Origin of the sequence: Bacillus shivajii (genome assembly GCF_020519665.1) — a bacterium.
Taxonomy (GTDB): domain Bacteria; phylum Bacillota; class Bacilli; order Bacillales; family Salisediminibacteriaceae; genus Bacillus_CA; species Bacillus_CA shivajii.
This window is the reverse complement of record NZ_CP084703.1, coordinates 3,407,353-3,430,274: the sequence shown is the minus strand read 5'-3', so window position 1 is coordinate 3,430,274 and position 22,922 is coordinate 3,407,353. Positions and strand designations below refer to the sequence as shown.

Below are 22,922 nucleotides of genomic sequence, written 5' to 3'. Positions count from 1 at the left end.
TTATTTAGTAGTCATTAGTGCTAAACTATTTTGATCAATTACTAGTGGATCTTCGTTAGGTGAAGAATAAAAATGACTTCCCTCAGGAATTTCGGTGTTTTCCATGACGATGACGCGTTCTAACGTAACATTTTTTCCGACCGTTACATTCGGATGCAAGATGGAGTGTTTAATAGAGCTATCTATATCGACTGTGACATTTTTAAAAAGAATGGAATGGTCGACAGTACCAGAAATCCAACACCCTGAATTAATTAAGGATTTTTCAACAAAGGCGTTATCGTCGATAAATTGTGGTGGGAAATTTGAATCATGTGAGTACATACGCCAATTTTTATTGTTTAAAGAAAGTGATAAATCTTCTTCAAGTAAATCCATATTCGCTTCCCAATAGCTTTGGACCGTTCCGACATCTTTCCAATATCCATCAAAACGGTAGGCAAATAAATTAAGACCATCTTCTAACATCGCTGGAATAATATCCTTTCCAAAGTCATGATCGGAATTAACTTTCAAATAATCATCGGATAAATATGACTTTAACGTCTCCCAGTTAAAAACATAGATCCCCATCGAAGCGAGGTTGTTTTTCGCATTTTTCGGCTTTTCATCAAATTCATAGATTCGTAAGTTATCCGTCGTATTTAAAATGCCAAATCGTGATGTTTCTTCCCAAGGTACTTCCATCACTGAAATGGTTGCTTCAGCGCCCTTTTCTTTATGCTGCTCGATAAGCTTTTGGTAGTTCATTTGATAAATGTGATCCCCAGAAATGACTAATACATATTTAGGGTCGTATTGTTCAATGTAGTGAATGTTCTTATAAATCGCATCAGCTGTTCCAGAGTACCAGCTACCGCCATCTTTCGCTGTATAAGGAGAAAGGATCGACACCCCGTCATATTGTCGATCTAAATCCCATGGTTTTCCGATCCCAATATGTCTGTTTAATTCTAATGGAGAATATTGAGTTAAAACTCCAACTGTGTAGATCCCTGAGTTTGTACAATTACTTAACGTGAAATCAATAATTCGGTATTTTCCGCCAAAGTGGACAGCTGGCTTTGCTAAATTTTTTGTTAATAATCCAAGGCGTTTTCCTTCACCGCCTGCTAATAACATCCCGACACATTCTTTTTTCATTCTGTAGCCTCCTTAGGTGATCGTTGTTCATAATCAGTACGTTGAAAAACAGTGATTGCTAATGGTGGAATTTTAATTTTGATATGTTGATTCATACCGTGCCATTTATTTGGTGAACTAAAGTAGTCACCTTCGTTTAATTGGTGTGATCCCCCAAAATTTTTTGCATCGGAGTTGAAAATTTCACGATACGTTCCAGGGGTAGGAACACCTACTTTGTAGTCGTAATAAACATTTGGTGTAAAGTTGCAAATAATGATGCATACGTCTTTCGGAGAACTTCCCTTTCTTTGAAAGGCGATAATACTTTGGTCAATATTATGAGGATCAATCCATTCAAATCCATTCGGGGAGTGATCGAGCTCATAGAGAGCTGGTTCTTTTAAATAAAAATGGTTAACGTCTCTAACGTATGCAAACATTTTGTTGTGGAGCGGGTATTCTAGTAAATGCCAGTCAAGCTGTTCTTTGTCTTTCCATTCCGCGTATTGACCAAGTTCACCACCCATAAATAAAAGTTTTTTTCCTGGGTGGGTCATCATATAACCATACAATAAACGGAGACTAGCAAATTGTTGCCATTGATCACCTGGCATTTTGTCTAAGAGTGATTTTTTTCCGTGAACAACTTCATCATGAGAAAGGGGAAGAAGAAAATTTTCCGTATCCTTATACATGATCGGGAAGGTAAGGTTTTGGTGATGCCACTTTCTGTATACAGGGTCATGTTCCATATATTCAAGCGTGTCATTCATCCACCCCATGTTCCACTTCAAATGAAAACCGAGTCCTCCAGCATAAGTAGGGGACGTAATAAAAGGGAGGTCGGAGCTATCTTCTGCCATCATCAATGTATGAGGCTTATAATGGGAAATCACCTCATTTAATTTCTTCAAAAACGCACTAGCTTCTAAGTTTTCTTCCCCTCCATAATGGTTGAAAATTTTCTCCTCACCGTCACTCTTATCAAAGTTTAGGTAAAGCATACTAGCTACTGCATCAACGCGAAGTCCGTCAATATGAAACTCTTCAAGCCAGTAAAGCGCATTTGATATGAGGAAGCTTTGTACTTCAGGACGCCCAAAATCAAATGTTAACGTCCCCCAATTTAGTTTTTCTGATTTTTTTTCATCCTCATATTCATAAAGGGGAGTACCATCAAAAAGCCGTAGACCATGATCATCCTTACAGAAGTGACCAGGTACCCAGTCTAAAATGACTCCGATCTCTTGCAAATGGCATTGATCTACGAAAAATTTGAAGTCCTCCATGTCACCATAGCGACTTGTAACCGAGTAATATCCTGTCTGTTGGTATCCCCACGATAAATCAAAGGGGTGTTCACCCAGAGGGAGAAATTCAATATGTGTATATCCGAGTGATTTCACATAAGGAATCAGTTCTTCTACTAAGTCTTTGAATGTATAAAGAGAGCCATCTTCATGTTTTTTCCAAGTACCTGCATGAACTTCGTAAATGTTGATTGGTTCTTTTAAAGGATCGATGCTTTCTTTTTTTGTCTGCCAGTCTTCATCCTTCCATTGATAAGTTGAAGGAGGAGTCGTAATTGATGCTGTCGCTGGTCGGACTTCTGATTGAAACGCGTAGGGATCTGATTTTAAGTGGATCGTACCGTCAGGTCGGGTGATTTCGTATTTGTAACGACTTTCACAAGCGACTGTTTCAAAAAAACGATACCAAAGACCTTCCTCATTTACCTTTTCAAGTTCCGAACCATTTCCTTGCCAATCATTGAAGTCACCAACAACTCGGACTTCTTTCGCATTTGGCGCCCAGACACAGAACGAAAAGCCTTTTTGCCCATCTATAGTCACCTTGTGACTGCCAAGTAGTTGGTAGCAAAAATAATGGGTCCCTTGGTGAAATAAAAATATCTCTTTTTTTGGAATGTGTTTGGTGAGCACTATCTTATTACTCCTTTCGTTATACACAGTTACCTGTATTAGCAAACTTCATTATGTATAAATATTCAGTTTGGTAAATAACATTAAACACTTTCAATTTGGAAAATGTTTCGGTTCGATTTATACTGTATTGATTATGATAATTATTTATTATAGCTGATATAGTGACTGTTTCAATCCCTAACTGTATGACAAATTCAACTGTAAATTGAGGGGTTCTGTCGTATTGTGCCGAAAACATTATTTGGATATAGTTATGTATATATATACGTTTTTGGCTAAGTGTTTTAAATATACAGTTGAGGGTAATAGTGAAAAACCCATATATATATTAAGACCTTTTATTAGTAATGGAGAGATACGCATTCAACGTATGATGAATAAAATAAGGGTATAAGAATTAGGAGAAAAGAGGAGTGTCCTGTGACTAAAAATGTTGCTTGGCTTGACGATGTACATGAATTAATGGTTGAATCAGAGAATTTGGAAGAATCGCTTACTCAAGGTGAACCGATCATTTTAACGCCGAAAAAAGAAATTCGGGCTGAATTTCTTGGATATATAAATGAAAAAATAGGGAAATTCTCATTTTCTGAACCATTAACCCTTGGAGAAAAACAGGTATTATCAGTGGGTGGTAAGCGCTTTCAAATTTATCCTAGGAAAATTGTTAGGACACATTGGTTTGAAAACAATTATTGTACTGAAAGTGCCCAATTAGGTGCAATATATGGGAAAGACGCGACCACTTTTAGAATTTGGGCACCAACTGCAATAAATGTATTATTATATTTAGATAACAATAAAATCAATCTCAAAAAATGTTCAAAAGGTATTTGGGAAGTAGTTATACTAGGTGACTGTCATGAAGCAACGTACGAGTATGGAGTAGAAATAAATGGAAAAGTGGAAAAGGTGATCGACCCTTACGCAAAAGCACTTCTTGCTAATAGTAAAAAAGGTGTAGTTGTCGATTTTTCTCGAACGAATTCTTCTTACATTTTGAATCAACAAAGACCGTTTCTAAAGAATGTGCAAGACGCAATCATTTATGAATTGCATGTTCGGGATGCGACTGTTGATGCTCAGAGTGGAGTAAAGAATAAAGGTAGATTTTTAGGGTTAACAGAAAAGGACACTGTCTCCCAAAACGGACTGTCGTCAGGACTTTCATATATAAAACAATTAGGCATCACGCATGTTCAACTACTACCAATCAATGACTTTGCACGAGTTGATGAAACAAATCCACATGAGTATTATAACTGGGGGTATGATCCACTTTACTTCCAAGTTCCAGAAGGAAGTTATGCTAGTGACCCACACCACCCAATTACAAGAATTTATGAATGTAAAAAAATGATTGCTTCACTTCACAACGAGGGGCTAAGTGTTATTTTAGATGTGGTTTATAATCATGTATTTAAGCGAGAGGAGTCCTCATTTGAAAAAATCGTCCCAGGGTATTATTTCAGATACAAAGAAGATGGGTCTGTCAGTAATGGAACGGGTGTAGGTAATGACTTAGCAACAGAACGTCGGATGGTTAGAAAATTTATTCTTGATACGATAGATTTCTGGTTATCAGAATATAAAGTAGATGGTTTTCGTTTCGATTTAATGGGGGCAATCGACATCGTTACAATGAAAGAAATTGAAAAACGATGCGCTGAAGAAGAGACAAAGATTATTTTGCTCGGAGAAGGGTGGGACTTACCAACAGCACTCCCAAACTCGTTAAAAACAATACCGCATCAATCTCATCAAGTTCGCGGAATTAGTTTTTTTAATGATTTATTTCGTGACTCTTTAAAAGGGACATTATTCGATATGGACGACAGAGGCTATGTTAATGGAGAAGGGAAGTTTATTGAAAGGCTTCCACACTTAGTATCTGGTTCAGTGGATGAAAGATACGGGATACCGTTTGTTTCTGAGGTGCATCAGTCAGTAAATTATGTTGAGTGTCACGATAACCACACGTTATGGGATCGTTTAATGAAAACAAATCGAGATGAGAGCGAAGAACATAAGAAACGCATGCATCAGTTAGCAACCGGTATTACGTTGTTAAGTCAGGGCATTCCATTTCTTCATGCTGGTCAAGAATGGTTTCGAACAAAAAAGGGAGATGGTAACAGCTATATTTCTGGTGATGAAATTAATCAGTTGGATTGGTTGCAAAGGGGGCGAGAAGAAGAAAACATTTCATTTATTCGATCATTAGTACAAATCCGAAAAAAATATGACTCGTTTCGTTTATCGTCAAAAGAAGAAATAAGAAAACATCTTCACATCTTATCAACGCCCAATCCAGTGTTTGGATTTATGCTGTTAACGACAAAGGAAGACCTTGCAATCTATGTGAATCCGACTCGTGAAAAGTATGAGCTCCACTTACCATCTGCAGGTACGTGGGAAGTACTTGCGACTAATTTGCAGCAGAAAGATCTGTCTGGGGAGATTAAAGGGGAATTTAGTTCGGTAAGGTCATATGAACTGATCGTATTAAAAAAATCACGATATTAAGTTGGCCTGAAACAAGAGGCTAGGAAAGGTCTCCTAGTCATCACTATACAGAACCACAACTTTGAATTGAAAAGCTGTCACTAATCAAGGTGACAGCTTTTATCCTTATGAGGCTTCTTTAATTTGGCGTTTTGCTACTTGGATAGCGACTTTATAATCGTCTCTTTCTTTTCCTTTTACAGGTTTGTCAGCATATCGAACAGACTGGTACGTATTTAATATCGTTTGTTTAACAGAGTCTTCTAATGGAAGACGGAAAAGCCACTCTGCTAATGTTTCTGAATAGCCCCTTCCATAGCCGTATTTAGCTGCGACGACCTCTAATTCATATAACCACTTCCGAACGTCATTTTTTGTTAGGAAACGTTTTGTTAATTGTTCAATAAAAGAACGTTTTTTCTCAGGTTTTACAGAAATATCACTAGTTAAATTTCCAGCATCGCTTTTCTTTTCAAAGTTCCATTTCATTTTCAAAATATAAATGAAAGCAATGATTAAAAGAATTGATAAAAGAATCCAATAAAAAGACATCGATCCGATAAATGTATCTTCAACATCTGTTTGGCGCATCTCTTCCATGAAGTTGTCGAGACCTTCTTCATAATCCCCTTCAGCGATATCTAATTCCTGGTCTTCAGGTTGTAAAAAACCGAAGAAATAAAAGATAGGCTGGGCAACTGTGTAACTGATATGGGCAACTAGACTAGCTCCGAATAAAAAGACGGCTTTTACAGCGGGATAAAGCATTCCTATTAAAACGGAAAGGCCACTAAGTGTGAACAAGCCTCCTACAACCCATTTGATTCGAGGGCTTACTTCATCGTTTTGACCAGATGCTTTAAAAATAGAGATCGTTGATTTATACAGTAGAACATGAAAGAACTGGATAAATATGATAACTAGAAAAGCGTAATTCGAATGCAGTTGATAAAACAATAAATAAAAAACAAGCGCAAACCCGAATGTCAAAAAAAATAATTTCGTTTCACGATCTTGCTCCGGATCTTCATACAAAGTCAGGACTCGCCAAAATAAAAGGACAGATAAAAGAGCTGAAGCATAGACCTCGAAGTTTAATAGTACGCCTAATAAAAAAATGAATGGTACAGCGACCGCTGTCAGCTTTACGGAATTCGTTTTACCAATAATCAAGCGGTATGTTGCAGCTGCAATGGTGCATAGGACTAGAAATTCAATGATATATGGAAAACTGCCATTAAATATATATAAAGCATGAACAAACACATAAATAAATGTTATTTCGATAAGAAAGTACATCCAACGAGAAAATTCAGTTTGCGATGGTTTCACGATGAGCCCCTCCTATCTCTTGAGGGTTTTCTTCTACATTTAGAGGTACACGCTGGACATGAATGCCATATTGCTTTGCTTTTGAATAATAGGATTTTTCATTCTCTCCGTATGTGCCAAAGTGGAAAACAAAAGCATGAGAACGAGGATCAGAAATGATTTGATGAAGTGTATTTTCAATCGGTGTTGTCATATTCGCTCTTCTAATTCTCGCTAATACTTCAAGTGCTCTCATCAAATGTTTTTTTCCATGTCCTAGTGGGAGGTACAATCCAAAGTTCGACTTAGGAATACGAAGGTTCACATAAAGGTCAAAGTGAATGTCATTTTTCATAGCATATTTACATGCAAAAGCTACTTGGCGTAATACCTCTTCTAATTGATTAATTGTTGGTTGCAAAGGGTCTTCGTCACGGATATTGACAACAAATGTCCACCGCGAAATCGTTACTTTTTCATAAATTTTTGTTTGTAATTCATTTGATCGAGCTGACGCTTTCCAATTAATTCGGTTAAAAGGATCATTTGATACATATCCACGGCTACCTCTTGTTAACATCATTTCTTCATATAATGAAAAGCGTTGAGGCTGGCTTCCTCGTTCATTTTGGATTACTTTTTTTAACGTGTGAACAGGTGAGAAAGAAGGGTATACGATTGCTTCTTCTCGAAAAGGTCCTTCGTAGTTGAGTTTGATCGAGTTTAATCGAAAAATATCAAAGATTTCGACTTCAATTGCGCGAACTTGGGCAATTCCTCGTTTCTTTGCAATAATAGGTATTTCATATTTTCTTTTTGTTAATGTAGGAATTGAGAATACGAGTTCATACATGGAATTGTTCTCATTAATCTGATCATTTGCTCTGATATTCACTGAGTTGTCAGGGTCATAAAGGTGAAACCACCATTTTCCGTTTAAGATGGGTAACTTTCCTTTGTTTTCAAAAGGAACAATGAGGTTACTTTCATCCTCAGGAAACAGTCTTTTCGTATGCGTATCATGGATGATATGTATTTGTTTTACAACGTTTGATAAGTACCATTTATTAAATAAAATTACCATCCCGAATAAGAAGGAGATACTAATGAGTAAAATTTCACTCGTAATCATTCCTAAGAGGATTAAAAAAGGAATCGATGCATTTAATAAGTAATCAAACTTTGAAACATGTAATTTTTGACGCCAATGGTTTTTCATTTAATATTCCCTGCCTCAACTGGCACTTCGATCTGTTTTATAATCGTCTTTAAAACATCTTGTTTCGTTTTTTTCATCGAACTGTCCAATGTAAGAACTAAACGGTGTGCCAGTACGTATGGAGCGAGTTTTTTCACATCTTCAGGTATCACGTATGTTCTGCCTTGTAAATAAGCGAATGCTTGTGAACTATACATAAAAGCGAGTGTTCCACGAGGACTTACCCCAAGCTCTGTATCTTCTGATTCTCTTGTCGCTTGAATGATTGCTAATAAATATTTTTCAACGGCTTCATTTAATGTTACTTTTTTGACTTCTTGCTGCATTTTTTTTATTTCATCTAATGTAACAACCGGTTCAATTGACTCAATTGGTGACGATTTTTTATACATTTTTAACATTTGTTGTTCTTCCTCAAGTGATGGGTATCCAGCGCGTATTTGCATGAGAAAACGGTCCATTTGTGCTTCTGGAAGGTCGAATGTCCCTTGTTGAGACTCTACAGGATTTTGTGTAGCAATGACGATGAATGGTTCTGGGAGCGGGAGTGTTTCACCATCAATCGTTACTTGTCCTTCCTCCATCACTTCTAACAAACTCGATTGTGTTCTTGGTGTTGCGCGGTTAATTTCATCTGTTAATAAAATATTTGTCATGACTGGACCGGGACGCAGTTCAAAGGTCTTTTCTTTCGGGTTGAAAAATTGAATGCCTGTTACATCATTAGGAAGAACATCTGGTGTGAACTGGACCCTTTTAAATGAAGCATCAATACATTTTGCAATGGATTTTGCGAACATTGTTTTCCCTGTTCCGGGTACATCTTCAAGTAATATGTGCCCTTTACTTAATAAAGCGACCATCATCATTTCAGTCAGTTCTTCTTTTCCCACTAACACTTGACTAACTCTCTCTGAAATTGTCTTTAAAACTTTTTGCTCATTATTCATATTTAGGCTCCTCCTCGTTCGATTGAACGTTTTTTATTTATGTGTTGAACCAGTTTCATAATTCATCTTATTAAAAATGATTACAGTCTCAGAATTTTGTTTATTATGGATTTTGTAGTTTTATACTTTTGATTTGGATGGCAGTTGAAATACACTTCGCTTTCACCCCAGGGCACAAGTGCGACATCCGTTCATGCTTCTCTTCGCTTGCATTCACGGTGTCTTCTTTGCCGCGGGCACGGCTTCAGCTAACATTGGAAAGAACACTCATTTCTTTCCAATGTGAATCTTCAGCTCGCGCTGTTCCCGTCAGGAAAGAGCAGTACATCGTCGAATATGCTTCGATTTGTCTCGACGGATGTAGCTACAGAGCTTAGCTAGTAGAGGAAGAGACAGTCACGTGTATTTCTATTGCTTATAGCACCTATTATTTTGTTCATTTGTATCTAAAGAAATAATCTTTTATAAAGTAGTTTTCATTTTAAGCTGCTAAACACGTATTCGATTGCTGATTTTGAATAAGAAGCTTCGGAAGGAAAAGAATCCAAAACGAGTACCTAGCAATCTAAAGGTCATGCTTTAAACAGGAGCATTGTTGGTTGCTGAAAAAATCTCGATATAACGCTGGGGAGGTTATAATTTATATAAAGCCTCTATACTAAATAGGTACTTCGATATTTGGGAAGGTACTCCTTTTTTCATGTCATAGAACCGTAGATCTACAATGGCTCATATTTATGAAATTCATTTTGTTGTCTATAAATCGTACAAAAGTACTATAAGATTACTCCAAAAGCTGAATAGAGATATTATGATGTTTTTTAGATAATGAAATTAAACTTTACGTAGCGTAAAGTTTTAGGTCTCGATATTGGTTAGTGGCTATGCTATTCGACCAGTTCGAGACCTTTTTTATTTTAGGCTTTGTTAAAGGTTAGTGTTGATTTTTAAAAATACACTCGCTTTCACCTCTAGGCACAAGTGCGACATCCGTTCAAGCTTCACTTTGTTTGCTTTCATAGTGTCTTCTTTGCCACGGACACGGCACGGGCTTCCCAAAACTCGCCACGCTCGTTTTGGGTGATTTTCTGCTAACCTGCTTCTTCCTCTGCTAGCTTTGCTACGTAGTTTAATGCGTCGGCGCAACTCACTGTGACTCGACGAAGCTTTGTTCGTCGCTGTTCCCGCAGGAGTCGTCGCCAATCGCTCGACTCACTACAAGATATCAACACCATTTCTATAACAACATAAACTTTAACAGAGCTTTATATTTCACGTTAAGAATATATAAAATTTTAGCGAAGAAGTAGATCGACGTAGAGAAAATTTTAAAGAACTAAGTATAAGTTCAACTAACGCCTCTGTCTTCGCCCAAGGCTCGCCAATCAGCGAGTTTTCTTTAAAATTTAAGGGAAAGGTCCTTAGATTTTTATTCTTTAAATTGGTATAGTAAAATATAAAGAATGAATATTCAGACAAAGAGGGTAATACAATGCATGCTATCACAAAAGAAAAACAAGCAAATATATTTATGACAGTAGTATCAATTTTTGGATGGCTCTTTGTTCTTTCTCAATTCTTTTTTATAGAAGGAATTGAGTATTTTTCTATATTGGCAATTCTACTTATCTTTTTGTTTTTTACAGAGCGGTACCCATTGCCTGTATGGAAAGGACATTCTTCGTTAAGCTTTCCAATCATCTTTTCAATTGATCTTGTTTACGGACTACCAATATTGACAGTGGCATATGCTTTTATTGTACTACTAGTTAACATTGTACAAAAGCGACCTATAAGAATTTTATTTTTCAATCCAGCCCAGCTTGTAATTAGCTTTGCATGCGCAAAAGGAATTTCTTCATTTCTTTTTTCATTTACGGATCAATTTCAGTATAGTTTCATTTTTTTATCAATGGAAATTGGTGTATTTATTATTCTTTATTTCATTATTAACAATTTGTTAGTTGATGTAGTTTTATGGCTCCGTCCTCAGCCATACAGTTTCTCTCTTTGGAAACAAAAAATGACGTCTGAGCTTTTTAATGCATGTTTCTCTTTTATGTACACATTCCTGATGTTGTTTTTAGGAAGTCAGGAAAGATCCCATTTAGATATTTTTGCTACCTTCTTTTTCTTTTCGCCGTTAGTAGGAGTATCTTTATTATCTTCTAGTGTTGTGAAGTTAAAAAGAGAAAAGCAACGGTTAAAAACATTGTTTAGCTTTACACAACAGTTAAATCAGTCACTTCCATCCAAAAACTGGTTGCTACATTTAGCTGAAGATTTAAGTGAGTTACTGCATTACCAAGGAGCTATGATTTTGAGTAAGGAATCAGGAGAGTGGAAAATTGAATTTGCTGATGGATTAATAAGTGTGGAAAACATTGTAGAGGTTGAGGAGAATGAATGTTTTCACGAGCTGACATTAATTCATAATCGTACGAAGGAAGTAAGTCCTCTAGATCCTTATTTTTATGACACGATAAAAGCGATGATATACGCCCCTTTAAAGTTAGATGGGGAAATAATTGGTGTTATTGCAGTAGGAAGAACAAGAACACATAGCTTCACAGATGAAGATGTACAGTCAGTCGCAACGATCGCAAACCAACTAGCTGTTGCGATTAAAACAAGGACACTTATTAATGAAAAAGAAGAGAAAAAGGTGCTTGAAGAACGCAATCGAATCGCCCGTGAAATTCATGATGGTGTTGCGCAAACGTTAGCCGCGGCCGTCATGAACTTAGAAACAGCGCAAAAAAAGTACTATAGGAATCAAGAAGGCTCATTTTTCCTGGTCAGCGATAGTTTATCAGAATTGCGTCATAGTTTAACGGAAATTCGAGAATCGATTTATGCACTTAGACCGAAACCAACTGAATATGTCGGACTTGAACAAGCGATTAGAAAACGATGTGAAATATTAAAGAAACAACAACCTTTTAAAGTGAATTTTGAAGTAAGAGGTAGTCCTTACGTTTTACCATCAAGTGTGGAAAAAATGATGTTTGAGACTTTTCAAGAAAGTATTCAAAATACGATTAAGCACGCTAAGCCATCGAACGTTGTTGTTTTATTAAGTTACCAGAAAAAACATGTTTTATTAAAAATGAAAGACGATGGTATAGGTTTTTCTTTATATGATGCAATTGTAAAAGCTCAAAGCAATGCACATTTCGGGCTTATTAGTATGAATGACGAAGCAGAGAAAATGGATGCTTCTTTACAAATTGATAGTAAAGAGAGGGAGGGGACTGAGATTACGTTGACGATCCCTATTGAAAAAATAGAAAAGGAGGATGAAGATGATTAAAGTGATGTTAGTCGATGATCACGGTGTGCTCCGAGACGGGTTAAAAAATATTATTGATTTAGAAGATGATTTAATGGTCATTAATGAAAGCGAGTCTGGTGAAGCTGCGTTACAGTCACTAAAAGCAAAAGAGATAAGCCCTGATCTGATCGTATTAGATATTAACTTACCGAGTAAAAATGGGGTAGAGGTTACAAAAGAGCTAAAAAAGTACTATCCTTCAATAAAAATCCTTATTCTAACAATGCATAGTCATAAAGAGTATTTTATGGCAGCTATTAGAGAGGGGGCTGATGGTTATCTATTAAAAGATGCCCCATCAGAGCAAGTTGTAGAAGCGATTCGTACCGTAATGCGCGGGGAATCGGTTATTCATCCAGTGATGACGAAGAAATTATTAAACTTCCATCACGAAAATCAAGGTACGGAAGAAAAGTCTGAGCTTACTGAGCGCGAAAAGGAAGTTTTAGTCTGTTTAGTTGAAGGTTTAAGCAATAAAGAGATTGGAGAAAAATTATTTATTAGTGAAAAGACAGTGAAAATTCACGTCAGTAAAATCTTTCGTAAGTTAAATGTCAAAAGCCGCTCCCAAGCAGTTATTCACGCTGTGCAAAAAAAGCTAGTCACACTCCCATAAATCCCTCGCTCTCTAAAACTTCAAATAAAGTTTCTGCTCACTCTAATTAGATTACAACCCCTTAATTGATTACCATTTATTTCCAGGTGCCTGGCACCTGGAAATAAATTGGAGATGTATTGGGGGGATTTTCTGTAATACTTTCGTAGTATGTAATGTTCATACTTCCGTATATCTTTTTTAAACCTTCTGTTGAATGGTCAAATGCCTCTTTTGTTGGGATAATATTATTAATATTCGAAATATTATCCAAGGAGGAACTCAAATGAAAAAATAGTTAACGGCTTTTTTATCGTTTATGTTGATTTTCACTCTTTCTGTTTCCATGCAGACGACATCTAAGGCAACGACAGGAATAGAAACATTTGTCGATGAATCGTTAAATGAAGTACTGGAAACTGCCACTGGACCAATAGAAGTAATTGTTACGTTTGAGGGGGATGGGGCACCGACAGATGAACAAATATCACTACTTGAACATTTAAACATACAAACAGGAGTAACGTTTGAGAACTTGCCAATCGCTGGAGTTTTAGCGACAAAGGAACAAGTAGAACAGTTAGTGCTACACCAAGAAGTTCGTTCATTATTTTATAATGCAAAAATTGAATATGAGAATGCATATTCAACAGCTTTAACAGGCGTAGATAAAGTAAGAACGGATGATGATTTGCGTAAAGCAAATGGTGGTTTCCCAGTGACTGGGGATGGGATTGGTGTCGTGGTCAATGATAGTGGTGTTGATGGGACACATGATGATCATAAATTTGGGGAAAATCTTGTCCAAAATGTTTTAGCAGCAACAAACTTGAATGCACTGAGTGATTTATTACCGATTACTTACCAAGAAGATGTTCCAAATACTGATTCAGATTCAGGGCATGGTACACATGTCGCTGGTACTGTTGGAGGCACAGGTGCCAAATCAGGAGGTAAATACGAAGGAGTTGCACCAGGAGCAAACCTTATCGGCTATGGATCTGGAGCAGGTGTTGCGATTCTTGATACGATAGGTGGGTTCGACTATGCCTTAACACATCAAAATCGTTATGATATTCGTGTCATTACAAATTCATGGGGAGCAACTGGTGACGCTGGAACGGAGTTTAATCCAGATGACCCGATAAATGTTGCAACGAAAAAAATGTATGACCGAGGGATTGTAACGGTATTTTCTGCAGGGAATTCAGGACCTGGTGAATCATCAATTACTGGTAATTATAAGAAGGCACCTTGGGTGATTACAGTAGCGGCTGGGACAAAAGACGGTACACTTTCTGACTTTTCATCACGTGGAGTGAAAGACAAGTCTGGTACGGTAGAAGTAGATGGTGAAGAATGGGTTTGGGAAGACCGTCCAACGATTACAGCTCCAGGCGTTGATATTATTTCTACTCGAACTATCTCACCTCTTTCAGCATTATCTGCAGAGGATGACCTTGAAAATATTGAAACGGCCTATGTCCCTTATTATACGACGATGAGCGGAACGTCGATGGCTGCTCCACACGTAGCAGGCGTTGTTGCCCTTATGTTAGAAGCTGATCCGACCCTGTCTCCACTTGAAGTAAAAAATATTATTGAAAACACAGCAACGAATATGCCAGGTTACGAAGAATGGGAAGCTGGAGCAGGGTATATCAATGCCTATGCAGCCGTTGATCATGTCTTACATGGTACAGAGTATGGCGATACTGTAAATATGAATCAAGAATTCCATGCGAATGCGGAAGTCGAAGTTACAAGAGAAGACATAACAATTGATTATAACCCACTATCATTAAGTGGAAACTCTATCGAGTTCAAAGTGGAAGAAGGCCTGACAGAGTTGTTAGCAAGAATCGATGCAAGAGGTTTGTTAGGGGAAACAGGAAATCCAGTAAACTTAATATTAACTGATCCAGATGGAAATGAACATCGCTCTGGGATTTCAGCACTCTTTACTTTATTTACTGACCGAACCGTCCAAGTGTTATCACCAACACCTGGCACATGGACAATGGAAGTGGAAGGTTTAGAAGGACTGGCGCTTCCAGAAGAAATTGAAGGTGAACTTACGTTTAAAAAATCAGGGAGTTATACAGGACTTGATGATATAGCTGGTCATGAAGCGGAGGATGCGATTAAATTGGCAGTAAATCACAGATTAGTAGATAGTGATAATGATCGCCGCTTTCGTCCGGATCATCATTTAACGAGAGTCGATTTAGCTAGGTATTTAACGATGGGAAGTGGTATCCGTCAGGGGAAAGAATTGGTAGCGTCAGATGTAAAAGAACATGATGTGCCATTTGTTCAAGCGGTTACTTCTCAAGGTGCAGCATTAAGGGATACCAGTCAAGTACAAAACGGTGTGATGCTTTTAAATCAGAATGGTAAATTTGCTTCGAATCAATCAGTCACACGTGAAGAACTTGCGTACAGTCTTGTACAAAGTTTAGGTTTGCAAGAAAAAGCAGAAGCACATAGCGGTGATTTAACAGTTAGTTATAAAGGTGAAAGAGTTGCTGTACTTGATGCTGAGGACGTTTCAGAAAGGTTTGCAGGTTACGTACAACTTGCTTTAGATTTAAACATCTTACATGCACATTATGAGGTTGAACAAGGACAATTTGATTTAGAGCCAGAAGTTGTCGCAACGTTTGAACCGAAAGAAACGATTACGAGAGGAGAATTTGCTGTCGCGATTACGCGGTTCTATGGAACTTATTTAGATTAATAAACCTATGGAGAAAAGCTAAGGGTGATAATTGACCTTTAGTTTTTTTCGCGAGTGGCAGCACATGTGCTAAAGGGTGAGAGTCCCGAATGCATCGGCCAGCCGGTAAGCATTAGCTGACAGATAGTGCGTTGACTGTGAAGTAGCGTGCGGAGGATCTGAAGGCAAACCTCTGAACAGAGCTGATATCCCATGTTGGCACGAGAGCTGGATGACTGTGCAAGAGAACAGAAAGTCCGAATAGCTGGAAACTCAAAGTGTTATGAGGGCTGGATTAGAGGGAAAGTACATGATGTGACCCATTGAGATCTCCCTGCTTCCTAAAGTAGGTATTGATGTTACAAGGCTAAGCCAAGGACACAAGATGAGTTTTAAAGGGAGAAGTCAGAGATCGCCATAGTAGTGAAGAAGCTCATGCCAATGACCTACTGGCGACAGTAGCGAGGACAGCACATGAGTGAAACTGTACACAGATACAGTTGCGAACCTATACCCAAAAGGTGAGGAATCGTGCGAAGGGCGTGACCCATAGAAGAACAATGTGAGTAGGCTTACTTATGACTGCGGAAATAGACAGAAGCTGGACAAGAGCCAAGGGGGCTGATGCCAGGGTGGAACAGAAGGGTACACCGTCTATCGCCGAAATGTGAAATATAAGGTATTGCCATCGGCTACCAACCTTGATATGTTCGACATTTCATATGGAGAAGCAGAAACAAAGGAAGAAACGAAAGCAGTGGCGTAAGGGGAATAACAGATGAAAAGACGTGTATGGTACAGTTTGTACGACAAAGTGTACAAGACAGCGAATCTAGTAAGTGCCTTTTATCAAGTAAAGAAGAACAAAGGTGCACCAGGGGTTGATAAAGTAACAATTGAAGGATATGAAGCAAAGCTGGAGGACAATCTAGAAGTGCTCCAACAGAAGCTAAAAGATAAACGATATCGACCCAAACCTGTTCGACGAAAGATGATCGATAAAGATAATGGTAAGAAACAACGTCCACTAGGGATACCAGCGGTGGAAGATCGCATCGTACAAACTTCTCTACGGAATGTATTGGAACCTATCTTCGAAGAAGAATTTCTTCCGTGTAGTTATGGTTTCCGCCCAAGGATAAGTGCTCATATGGCTCTAGACAAAGTTACTGAACACTTGAGAGCAGGATATCATTACGTCATTGATGCCGATCTACAGTCCTACTTTGATACAATTCCACATGATAAATTGGAACAACAAATCAGGAAACGAGTGACGGATGGGTCTATTATCGAACTCATTCACCGTTTCCTCGAAGCAGGTGTCATGGTAGGAGATCATTACGAAGATACTCCCGAGGGAGCTCCGCAAGGTGGTGTGTTAAGTCCGTTACTTTCGAACATCTACTTACATCAGCTTGATCAACTGATGACCGAACGTGGTCACCGTATCGTCCGCTTTGCGGATGATTTTATCATTCTTTGTAAAAGCCCAAAAAGTGTAGAAAGAGTCATGCGAAGTGTCTCAAGATTTCTTGAGGAAGAACTAAGTCTAACTGTCAATCAAGAGAAGACTAAAGTTGTCGACGCCATGAAAGAGCCATTTACATTCTTAGGGTATGAATTCATCGGCAATATTCGAAGAATAGATCCTAAGAAAGAGGCGAAATTCAAGGAACGAGTGAAAGAAATTACTCGTAGAAACCAAACAGTTGATATCCAACTCCTTATCCAAGACAAGTTGAACCCCTACATTCGAGGTTGGGCAAATTATTTCCGCTATGGGAATGTGAAGAACAAATTCAAAGAGTGGGATAGTTGGATAAGAAGAAGGTTAAGAATGGTACAACTTAGAAGCTGGAGACATATAAAGAACCTCCATCGCCTTCTTAGAAGGAAGGGATGGAGGGAAGAAAACCTCAGAGGAATCCGTATGTTTGCCTGGCGAAGTTCCAAAAGCCCAATGGTTCATGCGGCGTTAGACAATGAGTTCTTTTCAGAGCTAGGACTCGTAAGTTTATCATCTGTTTATGATGAACGTTATCTCTAGAAGGGATATATGGGAAGAGCCACATGCGAAGATCCGCACGTGTGTGCTCTGTGAGAGGCGTGGTCAGTAATGGCGACGCCTACTCGGTTCTATTTTTATATAAACGAATCGATTTCATAATTCCGTTTTTTGTGCAATGAAACGAATGATATGATATTTTTTCAAAAGGTAAGGAAGTATAAAAATTTATCCTGGATAGTTGTCTAGCTCAGCGACGAACGACACATCGTCGAATATACTTTGAGTTGTCTCGACGCATTTAACTACGCAGCGTAGCTAGAAGAGAAAGAGACAGCATAGGCGACGTGAGAAACTTCCCTCACCTCGTCTACGATAAGTCGAGAATGAAAGACTGACGTCTTTCAACTCTCCTTTATCTCACGAATTCTTCCTCGAATGTGCTCCTCCAACGAGCGGTTACAGCACGATTAAGCTGCGAGCTGCCTCGACGGATATACGACGAAGCGGTACTCGTAGAGGAAGAGGCAGTTTTCATCGTCGATGAGCGAGGGCGCTTGCGCTTTTCTTATAAAATGTACGTTTTATATGGAAGTGAACGTAACAAAAGACGGCGACTCCCAGAGGAGCAACGACGAGCAATACTTCTTCGAACTGCTCCGAGCTGCGACGAGTAACCGCAGGAGCACTGTTTATCTGTGACGAGTAATCGCAGGAACACTGTTTATCTGCGACGAGTAACCGCAGGAGCATTGTTTATCTGCGACGAGTAACCGCAGGAGCATTGTTTATCTGCGACGAGTAACCGCAGGAGCAACGACGAGCAATACTTCTTCGAACTGCTTCGAGCTGCGACGAGTAACCGCAGGAGCACTGTTTATCTGTGACGAGTAATCGCAGGAACACTGTTTATCTGCGACGAGTAACCGCAGGAGCAACGAGCTGAAGATCCACTTAGGCGAAGAATTGTCGAGCCTAAGTTAGCTGAAGACAAGCCCTCGGGAAAGCGTCCGTCTGAAGTGGAGTTCACGCTCATCATTCGGAATTTCGTACCTTATTTTGAGTTATGAAATTGATTCAAACAACGTAAATAAAACTTTAGACTAATGACAAATTAGTACTTTTGAGAAACGATTTTACTCCTTATGATTAATTGTCTGAAAATAAACAAAATAAGACAATAGAATTGTTATTAAAATACCTTAAAAGGGGTGGACAGTTTGAAAAAAATATTTTCCGTATTACTAATTTTGTCTTTGCTCGTACCGTTTTTTATTACAAACTCTGTTAATACAGAAGCAAGTTTATTTGATGGTGTGTCTGTTGATCCGAAGTTAAAAGAGGCTTTAACTACAAATGTATCTGAACTAGAGGTTATTGTTACGTTTGAAGGTGATGAAGCACCGACTAGTGAAAATCTTAAACGATTAGACGATTTAGGGATTGATTTCGGGGTTACTATGCAAAGCCTTCCTATAGCAGGGGTAATTGCTACACCTCAACAAATAGAAAAGCTAAAACAAAATGATGACATCCTTTCTTTATACAGTAATTCTGAACTTGAATTTTATAATGAATCTTCAACAAGTTTGACTGGGGTAGATAAAGTCAGAACAGATGATGACATGAGAAAAAGCAATGGTGGTTTTCCTATTTCAGGAAAAGGAATTGGTGTTGTGATAAACGATAGTGGGGTAGATGGAACCCATGAAGATCATAAATTTGGAGAAAACCTCGTTCAAAATGTTTTAGCGACAACGAATTTAAATGCATACAGTACATTGCTGCCAATTACTTATCAAGAAGATGTTATCAATACGGATACTAATTCTGGTCACGGTACGCATGTTGCAGGAACAGTCGGAGGTACTGGAGCTAAATCAGGTGGGAAGTATGAAGGTGTTGCGCCAGGTGCTAATTTAATAGGGTATGGTTCAGGCGGTGCACTGTTTATTTTAGATGGGATCGGTGGATTTGATTACGCAATGACTAACCAAACAAAATATGACATAAGGGTTGTTAATAACTCATGGGGGTCTGAAGGAGACTTTGACCCTTATCACCCAATAAACGTTGCGACGAAAAAAGCATATGATCGTGGAATCATCTCAGTATTTGCTGCCGGGAACTCAGGGCCGGAGGAAAACACACATAACCCTTATGCTAAAGCACCTTGGGTCATTTCTGTAGCAGCGGGAGTTAAAGATGGTACTTTAGCGAACTTCTCATCACGAGGAACAGATGAAAAAGGCGGTACGTTTGACATGGATGGGCAGGAGTGGACATGGGAAGACCGTCCAGCAGTTACAGCCCCTGGTGTCGATGTGATCTCTACGCGTGTAATAGCTCCGTTATCAGCATTATCAGCGACAGATGATGCAGAGATGATCGACTCAGCTCATTTACCTTATTATACGACAATGAGCGGAACATCTATGGCGTCACCACATGTTGCGGGTATCATTGCTTTAATGTTAGAAGCTAATCCGACGCTTTCACCTGATGAAGTTAAACAAATTCTAGAAGAAACAGCAACAAACATACCGGGAAAAGAACCATGGGAAGTCGGAGCAGGCTATGTGAACGCTTATGCAGCTGTTGAAGCAGCTTTACATGGAACAGAATATGGCCAAACGCTGAATATGAATCAAGATTTTAGCAGTTCTGCAGATATAACTAAATACGAAGAACCATTTTCAATTGATTTCAGTTCTATAGAGTTATTATCAGAGAGTCAATATGAATTTGTGGTTGAAGAAGGAATTTCTAATCTTGTAGCTCGAGTAGAAGGGAAAGGTTTTTTTGATGAAACAGGTAATCCCATTAATCTTGTTTTAACTGCTCCAGACGGTACGGAGTACAGTTCAGGGATTAATATATTATTTTCCATAGAAACGGCTAGGACCGTAACAGTAAATGCACCATTAACTGGAACATGGACAGCTGAAATTAGAGGATTAAGAGGAGAAGAGATTAACCCATTAGGTATTGCTTTGCCTGAGGAAGTAGAAGGGACTTTAACATTTTCTACATTAGACGTGGAGGAAGGTTTAAATGACATTGAAGGTCACCCTGCTGCAACTGCTATAAAACTGGGTATTAGTGAAAGGCTGTTTGATGGTTTTGAAGATGGGAGTTTCCATCCTGATGAACAATTAACAAGATTTGACCTTGCTAAATATTTAGTGATGGGTGCTGGTATTCGTCAAACGAATACCATTGAGTTGAATGATGTCGATGGAGAACAATCTGTTTTTGCAAAAGCTGTATCAGCAAAAGGGGCAGCAATAAGGGATATTAAACAACAGCAAAAGCCAGTTATGTTAATGAACGAAGTGGGTTACTTTAACCCAGATGAAACTGTCACGAGAGAAGAACTTGCCTATTCACTCGTTCAAAGTTTAGGTTTGCAAGAACTGGCTCGAGAACATGAAGGAGACCTTACCGTTCAATATAAAGATGAACGAATCCATTTAGAAGATATGAATGAAATTTCTAGCAATTATAAGGGGTACGTACAAGTAGCATTAGATTTAAACATATTAAATGCTTACTTTGATACTTCTCAAGGAAGGTTTGATCTCTCACCGACTGTAACGGCTTCTTTTAACCCAAATGAGATGGTAAAAAGAGGAGAATTTGCTGTTGCGATGACAAGGTACTACCAGACATTTTTAAAGTAATATTCCGTTGAGGTAGGATGGTATATCAGAAAAAATAAGAGTGGTTTACCAATGCGTCTTCTTACTTAAAGGTTAAGGAATCCTTTAAGTTAAGAAGACGTTTGTTTTATTTCTTTTTACGGGTACTATGGTGTGATGTTTCAAATTATCTTTGACTAGAAAAAAGTTTAAAGGTTCACATGAAGTGGGCAAATAAAAATAGTTAAGAGTGTATTAGCGAATTGCGCTGTTTAAATTAATTCGAGTTGCGAAATAGTTTGTTTTGTGTGAAAATAAAGAAAATATTATACTAGGGGGCTCTATATGTTTAAAGAGCAATTTTTCACACAGTTAAAGGAAGTCGCAGCCATTCAAGGAAGTCCAGGACATGAACAACTCGTTGTTAAAAAGTTAGTGGAATTATTTGAACCTCATGCAGATGAACTTGAAGTCGATCATATGGGAAACATTTATGCTTTTAAAAAAGGAACAAAGCCAGGACCAACGATCATGATTTCCGCTCATTCTGATGAAATAGGTTGTGTCGTTCGAGATATCGATGAACGTGGTTTTTTACGAATTGAACGCACTGGGGGAATGTTAGAAGCTTTAATGATTGGTCGAAAAGTGAATGTAAATGGTCATTTTGGGGTTATTGGTGTAAAAGCAGGTCATCTACAAACTCCAGAAGAGAGAGGGAAAGTTCCTTCTATCTATGATTTGTATGTTGATATTGGCGTATCATCTAGAGATGAAGTATCAGATATGGGAATAAAAGTCGGCGACCCGATTACATATGTTAGTGATATTGAGAGGTTTACCAATAAAGATTTAATCTGTGGTAAGGCGATCGATAATCGAAGTTGTTGTATTTTATTATTAGAACTGTTCAAATCACTCGAAAATGAAGAATTTGCAGGAACGGTTGTAGGAGTAGTTGCCGTTCAAGAAGAAGTTGGACTGCGCGGTGCAAAAGTAGCCACTCATAAAGTAAATCCAGATTATGCGTTTGTTCTTGATACGATTCCATGTGCAGATACACCTGATAGCTTAGGGAGTGGATACCCTGTTGGAATAGGAAAAGGACCAGTTGTTCCAGCTTTAGCCGGTGGTGCTGTAAGAGGAAACATTATGTCTCGACAAATGAAGGAATTAATTGTTAACACGGCCAAAAGAAAGGAACTTCCGTACCAACTAGCGGTTATGAGTGGGGCAACAACAGATTTAGCAGCCGTTCATTTAGAGCGTGATGGTATATTAGGAGGTGCCATCACATTTGCAAGAAGATACTCTCATTCGCCAGTAGAAGTAGCGGATTTGAATGATTTCGAACAAGGTCTTCTCCTATTAACGGCATTGATCAAATCACAAGATGAATGGGGAAGTATGTCGTTTATATAATGAATACTGACAGAACTTAAATGATAGAGCTGTCTCGTAAATGTTATAAAGACAGCTCTATATTCAATTATGTAGAGAGCTGAAATCCATATATATACTTATTTACGAGGAATATCCTCATTGATTAAACACAATAACTATGCTAAT

12 protein-coding genes are annotated in these 22,922 nt (G+C 38.3%); 7 read left to right on the top strand and 5 right to left on the bottom strand.

All coding sequences use genetic code 11. From position 1 onward, the window contains the following. Together LGQ02_RS16555 and glgB are read right to left on the bottom strand one after the other, a co-directional pair. Complete coding sequence (locus LGQ02_RS16555) at positions 1 to 1,143, bottom strand: glucose-1-phosphate adenylyltransferase (protein WP_226515442.1); 1,143 nt, start codon at positions 1,141 to 1,143, stop codon at positions 1 to 3. Further along, a complete protein-coding gene (gene glgB, locus LGQ02_RS16550; RefSeq protein ID WP_226515441.1) occupies positions 1,140 to 3,068 on the bottom strand; it encodes a 1,4-alpha-glucan branching protein GlgB in 1,929 nt (642 codons plus the stop codon). Before glgB ends, LGQ02_RS16555 begins: the two co-directional genes overlap by 4 nt. A 423-nt stretch (positions 3,069 to 3,491) precedes the next feature. Between glgB and pulA the strand changes: the two genes are divergently transcribed. After that, positions 3,492 to 5,597 carry a type I pullulanase gene (gene pulA / locus LGQ02_RS16545; protein ID WP_226515440.1) on the top strand — a complete coding sequence of 702 codons (2,106 nt, stop codon included), beginning with the start codon at positions 3,492 to 3,494 and terminating at the stop codon, positions 5,595 to 5,597. A 105-nt stretch (positions 5,598 to 5,702) separates the two neighbouring features. On the opposite strand, the gene LGQ02_RS16540 is transcribed toward pulA, so the two are convergent. From LGQ02_RS16540 to LGQ02_RS16530, 3 genes are read right to left on the bottom strand one after another with little or no spacing between them, the layout of a single operon-like run. Next, entirely contained in the window at positions 5,703 to 6,908 is a 1,206-nt protein-coding gene (locus LGQ02_RS16540) for a DUF4129 domain-containing protein (RefSeq protein ID WP_226515439.1), read from the bottom strand. Continuing rightward, positions 6,889 to 8,106: a DUF58 domain-containing protein gene (locus LGQ02_RS16535; RefSeq protein WP_226515438.1), complete on the bottom strand. Its 1,218-nt coding sequence runs from the start codon at positions 8,104 to 8,106 to the stop codon at positions 6,889 to 6,891. The genes LGQ02_RS16540 and LGQ02_RS16535 overlap by 20 nt, the downstream gene beginning before the upstream one ends. Further along, on the bottom strand, positions 8,103 to 9,056 hold the full coding sequence (locus LGQ02_RS16530) for an AAA family ATPase (protein ID WP_226515437.1): 954 nt from the start codon (positions 9,054 to 9,056) through the stop codon (positions 8,103 to 8,105). The genes LGQ02_RS16535 and LGQ02_RS16530 overlap by 4 nt, the downstream gene beginning before the upstream one ends. A gap of 1,492 nt (positions 9,057 to 10,548) precedes the next feature. Here LGQ02_RS16530 and LGQ02_RS16525 point away from each other — a divergent pair. The 6 genes from LGQ02_RS16525 (at position 10,549) to LGQ02_RS16500 (ending at position 22,775) form a co-directional block, all read left to right on the top strand. Continuing rightward, positions 10,549 to 12,369 carry a GAF domain-containing sensor histidine kinase gene (locus tag LGQ02_RS16525; RefSeq protein WP_226515436.1) on the top strand — a complete coding sequence of 607 codons (1,821 nt, stop codon included), beginning with the start codon at positions 10,549 to 10,551 and terminating at the stop codon, positions 12,367 to 12,369. After that, positions 12,362 to 13,006: a response regulator gene (locus LGQ02_RS16520; protein WP_226515435.1), complete on the top strand. Its 645-nt coding sequence runs from the start codon at positions 12,362 to 12,364 to the stop codon at positions 13,004 to 13,006. Before LGQ02_RS16525 ends, LGQ02_RS16520 begins: the two co-directional genes overlap by 8 nt. Positions 13,007 to 13,304: 298 nt before the next feature. After that, complete coding sequence (locus LGQ02_RS16515; RefSeq protein WP_226515434.1) at positions 13,305 to 15,725, top strand: S8 family serine peptidase; 2,421 nt, start codon at positions 13,305 to 13,307, stop codon at positions 15,723 to 15,725. Between the two features lie 757 nt (positions 15,726 to 16,482). Beyond that, positions 16,483 to 17,754, top strand: a complete 1,272-nt coding sequence (gene ltrA, locus LGQ02_RS16510; protein ID WP_226515433.1) for a group II intron reverse transcriptase/maturase — start codon at positions 16,483 to 16,485, stop codon at positions 17,752 to 17,754. Positions 17,755 to 18,932: 1,178 nt separating this feature from the next. Continuing rightward, positions 18,933 to 21,395, top strand: coding sequence for a S8 family serine peptidase (locus LGQ02_RS16505; RefSeq protein ID WP_226515432.1), 2,463 nt, complete (start codon positions 18,933 to 18,935; stop codon positions 21,393 to 21,395). Between the two features lie 303 nt (positions 21,396 to 21,698). After that, positions 21,699 to 22,775, top strand: a complete 1,077-nt coding sequence (locus LGQ02_RS16500; RefSeq protein ID WP_226515431.1) for a M42 family metallopeptidase — start codon at positions 21,699 to 21,701, stop codon at positions 22,773 to 22,775. Positions 22,776 to 22,922: the final 147 nt, after the last annotated feature.